This is a genomic window from Rhizobacter sp. P3_B12, from assembly GCF_056402895.1.
In genome coordinates this window covers 1-3,348 of record NZ_JBFUGN010000688.1, presented here as the reverse complement: position 1 = coordinate 3,348, position 3,348 = coordinate 1, and the positions used below count along the sequence as shown (strand labels likewise).

The 3,348-nt window shown below is 70.9% G+C and carries 3 protein-coding genes; all 3 read right to left on the bottom strand.

Annotated elements, in window-relative coordinates; genetic code table 11:
• The coding region (locus tag AC1D01_RS26215; protein ID WP_477871584.1) for a Mur ligase domain-containing protein at positions 1-193 on the bottom strand (193 nt) is incomplete at its 3' end.
• Positions 190-1,758, bottom strand: coding sequence for a UDP-N-acetylmuramoyl-L-alanyl-D-glutamate--2,6-diaminopimelate ligase (locus AC1D01_RS26210; RefSeq protein WP_477871582.1), 1,569 nt, complete (start codon positions 1,756-1,758; stop codon positions 190-192). The genes AC1D01_RS26215 and AC1D01_RS26210, both read right to left, overlap by 4 nt.
• Positions 1,758-3,348: peptidoglycan D,D-transpeptidase FtsI family protein (locus tag AC1D01_RS26205; RefSeq protein WP_477871580.1), on the bottom strand; the 1,591-nt coding region annotated here is incomplete at its 5' end. The genes AC1D01_RS26210 and AC1D01_RS26205, both read right to left, overlap by 1 nt.

Genomic DNA, 3,348 nt, shown 5'->3' with positions numbered 1-3,348 from the left:
CGACCGCGCCGGCGGCCCGCGCCTGCGCGAGGAAGTCGTGCGCATCGAAGCGCTCGCCGCGCAGCGCGACGAACAGGTCGCCCGGCTGCAGCGTGCGGGTGTCGGAATGCACGCGCGCGATCGGCAGCGCGCCGTCGCCGACCAGCGTCGAGCCGGGCAGCAGCGCGTGGGCTTGCGCGAGCGTCATCATCATGGCGCGCTCCCGTCGTCGAGCGACGAGAGTGGTGCAGGCGCGGACGGCGCCGGCTCCGGATCGAGCACCGCCAGCATCGCCTGCGCCTCCAGCACGTCGGAGAACGGGTGCTTGACGCCGGCGATCTCCTGCTCGGCCTCGTGGCCCTTGCCGGCGATCAGCACCACGTCGCGCCCGCCGGCGTGGTGCAGCGCGTGCGCGATCGCCACGCGGCGGTCTTCGAGCACCGTCGCGTTCAGCGAACTGGCCATGCCCTCGACGATCTCGCGCAGGATCTGATCCGGCGCCTCGTTGCGCGGGTTGTCGCTGGTGACGACGATGCGGTCGGCGAGCCGCTCGGCGATGCCGCCCATCAGCGGGCGCTTGGTCGCATCGCGGTTGCCGCCGCAGCCGAACACCACCCACAGCAGGCCGCCGCGTTCGCGGGCGAACGGGCGCAGCGCGTACAACGCCTTCTCGAGCGCATCCGGCGTGTGCGCGTAGTCGACCACCACCACCGGCTGGGTCGGTTCGGCGTCGACGCGCTCCATGCGCCCGGGCACCGCGCTCAGCTCGGGCACCACCGCGACGATGTCGGCCAGCGCGAGGCCCATCGCCCGCAGCCCGCCGATCACGGCCAGCAGGTTCGACACGTTGTAGTCGCCGATCAACCGGCTGTGCACGTCGACGGCCTCGTCGCCCTCGCGCAGCGTGAACGTGAGGCCGCCGTCGGCGTAGTGGATGTCCTGCGCACGCAGCCGGGCCACGTCGCGCGCGCTGTAGGTCCACAGGTCGAGTCCGCCGCCGGCCAGCTCGCCGACCAGCGAGGCGCCCTGCTCGTCATCGACGTTCAGCACCGCGGCGCGCAGCCCCGGCCACGAGAACAGCTGGCGCTTGGCGGCCCAGTAAGCGTCCATCGTGCCGTGGTAGTCGAGGTGGTCGCGCGTGAAGTTCGTGAACAGCGCGACCTCGACATGCGTGCCGGCCAGCCGCTGCTCGACGACACCGATCGACGAGGCCTCGATCGCGCAGGCCTGGAAGCCCTCGTCCGCGAACTGCCGGAACGCGAGCTGCAGCGTCACCGGGTCGGGCGTCGTGAGGCCGGTGGACACCACCTGCGCATCGGGCACCGCACTCGTCGGCGGCTCGCCGACGCCCAGCGTGCCGATCACGCCGCAGCGCGCACCGAGCAGGCTCAGCGCCTGCGCCGTCCACCAGGCGGTCGAGGTCTTGCCGTTGGTGCCGGTGCTCGCGACGATGCGCAGGCGCGTGCTCGGTTCGCCGAAGAAGCCGCCGGCCAGTTCGCCGGTGGCGGCCTTCAGGTCGGGCAGCGCCGAGACCGTCTGCGGATCGAGCTCGAACGCGGTGGAGCCGTCGGCCTCGACCAGGCAGGCCACCGCGCCGGCGGCCAGCGCCTGCGGCACGAACTGCCGTGCATCGACGCCATAGCCCGGCCACGCGATGAAGGCGTCGCCCGGCCGCACGCGGCGGCTGTCGGTCGCGAGCCCGCGCACGCCGCGCGCAAGCAGCCACGCGAGCGCCGACTCGACGCTCGCGTGATGGATGAGGGTGGGTGCCTGGCTCATCAGAAACTCTCTTCCTCGGCCTGCAGCGCGTGAGTCACGATCTGCGGCCGCACCTCGATGTCGGGGGGTTCCCCCATCGAGCGCAAGGTCTGTTGAACGACTTCACTGAACACCGGTGCGGCCACGTCGCCGCCGAAATACTTGCCGTTGCTGGGCTCGTCGACCATCACCGCGACGATGATGCGCGGCTTGCTGATCGGCGCCAGGCCGACGAACCACGAGCGGTACTTCTTCTCCGCGTAGCCCTTGCCTTCCTGCTTGTACGCGGTGCCTGACTTGCCGCCCACCGAGTAGCCGGGCACCTGCGCCTTCGGGGCGGTGCCGCCTTCGAGCGTGACGAGGTGCATCATCTCGCGCACCTGCTTCGCGACCTTCGGCGAGATCACGCGGATGCCGGCCGGCGTGGGCGTATCCACCTGCCGGTTCTTCACCAGCGACACCGGGATCAGCTCGCCGTCGTGCGCGAACACCGTGTAGGCGCGCGCGATCTGGAACAGCGAGGCCGACAGCCCGTAGCCGTAGCTCATCGTCGCCTGCTCGATCGGCCGCCACGACTTGTACGGGCGCAGCCGGCCGGTCACCGCGCCGGGGAAGCCGATCTGCGGTTTCTGGCCGAAGCCGACCTGCGAGTACAGCTCCCACATCTCGCGCGGCTGGAACTGCATCGCCATGCGCACCGCGCCGACGTTGCTCGATTTCTGGATCGTCTGCGACACCGTCAGGTCGCCGTGAGCATGCGAATCGGTGATCACCGAGCCGGCGAAGTTCAGGCGGCCGGGGGAGGTCTGCAGCACGGTGTCGGGCGTCACGCGGCCGGTCTCGAGCGCCCAGGCGGCGATGAACGGCTTCATCGTCGAGCCGGGCTCGAAGGTGTCGGTCAGCGCGCGGTTGCGCAGCTGCGCGCCGGAGAGGTTCTTGCGGTCGCCCGGCGCGTAGCTCGGGAAGTTCGACAGCGCCAGCACCTCGCCGGTCTGCGCGTCGAGCACGACGACGCTGCCGGCCTTGGCCTTGTTCTCGTTGACCGCGTCGCGGATGCGCTGGTAGGCGTAGAACTGCACCTTCGAATCGATCGACAGCTCGATGTCGCGGCCGTCGACCGGCGCGACGCTCTCGCCGATGTCCTCGACGACGCGGCCGAGCCGGTCCTTCACGACGCGGCGCGTGCCGTTGCGGCCCTGCAGCTCCTTCTGGAACGCGAGCTCGATGCCTTCCTGGCCGTTCTCCTCGACGTTGGTGAAGCCGACGACATGCGCCGCGGCCTCGCCCTCGGGGTACTTGCGCTTGAACTCGCGCACCTGGAACAGGCCCTTGACGCCGAGGCCGAGCGCGTCCTTCGCGACCTGCTCGTCGACCTGGCGGCGCAGCCAGACGAAGTTCGGGCTGTCGTCGAGCTTGCCGGCGAGTTCGGCCGGCGTGTAGCCGAGCAGCTTCGCGAGCTGGGCGCGCTGCTTCTTGTCGGCCTCGAACTCCTTCGGGATCACCCACAGCGACGGGGCCGGCACGCTGGACGCGAGGATCATGCCGTTGCGGTCGATGATGCGGCCGCGGCTGGCCGACAGGTCGAGCGTGCGCGCGTAGCGGATCTCGCCC

What these genes read in the sequence shown, in the direction of transcription:
- AC1D01_RS26210 (WP_477871582.1), bottom strand. Translation starts at nt 1,758, where the DNA reads ATGAGCCAGGCACCCACCCTCATCCATCACGCGAGCGTCGAGTCGGCG.